The sequence below is a fragment of the Streptomyces antioxidans genome (assembly GCF_000968685.2).
Lineage (GTDB): Bacteria > Actinomycetota > Actinomycetes > Streptomycetales > Streptomycetaceae > Streptomyces > Streptomyces antioxidans.
In genome coordinates, this window is sequence record NZ_LAKD02000234.1 from 1 (window position 1) to 1,191 (window position 1,191).

Annotated in this window: 1 protein-coding gene; it reads right to left on the reverse strand. The window is 74.1% G+C overall.

Annotation, left to right across the window (positions count from 1 at the left end; genetic code table 11):
- Positions 1 to 1,191, reverse strand: a 1,191-nt coding sequence (locus tag VT50_RS37905; protein WP_143645397.1) for a beta-ketoacyl reductase, incomplete at both ends; no start/stop codon positions are given.

Sequence of the window (1,191 nt, forward strand, 5' to 3'; positions counted from 1 at the left end):
TGTCAGAGCCCAGCAGCTCACCACGCAGATGGTCGGCCAGGGCGGTGGCGTTCGGGTAGTCGTAGATGAGGGTGGCGGGCAGCCGTAGACCGGTGGCCGCGTTGAGCCGGTTGCGGAGTTCGACGGCGGTGAGCGAATCGAAGCCCAGCTCCTTGAAGGCGCGCCCGGCCTCGACCGCCTCCGCCCCGCCGTGCCCCAGCACCGACGCGACCTGCGTACGGACCAGCTCAAGCAGCGTCTGGGTGCGCTCGTTCTCGGTCAGCCCGGACAGCCGCTCCGCGAGGGTGCCGGTACCGACCCCTGCGGCGGCGGCCGGGCGTGGCGCGCCCTCGGCGACCGGCGCCGGACGCGCGGCCCGCACCTCGCCGAACAGCGCGCTCGGCCGTACGGCGGTGAACTCGGCGAGGAACCTGCCCCAGTCGAGGTCCGCGACCGTCACGGCGGTGTCATCGAGGTCCAGCGCCTGCCGCAGCGCGGTGAGCGCCGACTCGGGCGCCATCGGCGGCACCCCGTCGCGGCGCATCCGGCGCTCCAGCGCCTCGTCGGCGGCCATGCCGCCCTCGGCCCACGGACCCCAGGCGATCGAGGTGGCGGGCAGGCCCTCGGCACGCCGCAGCTCGGCCAGCGCGTCCACGTAGGCGTTGGCCGCCGCGTAGTTGGCCTGTCCCGCAGCGCCCACCGACCCGGCGAGCGAGGAGAAGAGGACGAACGCCGAGAGGTCCAGGTCGCGGGTGAGCTCATGGAGGTTCTGCGCGGAGGTGGCCTTGGCGCGCACCACCCGCTCCAGTCGCTCGGCGTCGAGCGTGTCCACGAGGCCGTCGTCCAGCACACCGGCCGCGTGGAAGACGGTGGTCAGCGGGAATTCGGCCGGTATGGACGCCAGCAGCTCGGCGAGCGCGTCCCGGTCCGCCACATCACACGCGGCCACCGTCACCCGGGCACCCGAGGCCGCGAGTTCGTCCCGCAGCTCCACCGCGCCCGGGGCGTCGAGACCCCGGCGGCTGGTGAGCACGACGTGTTCAGCGCCGTTCGCCACCAGCCAACGGGCCACATGCGCACCCAGCGCACCCGTACCACCCGTCACCAGCACCGAACCGGACGCCCGCCAGCCCTCGTCATCCGGTGTCCGGGCACCGGAAGCCTCGGTCAGCCGACGGCCGAAGACACCCGAGGCGCGCAGCGCGACCTGAT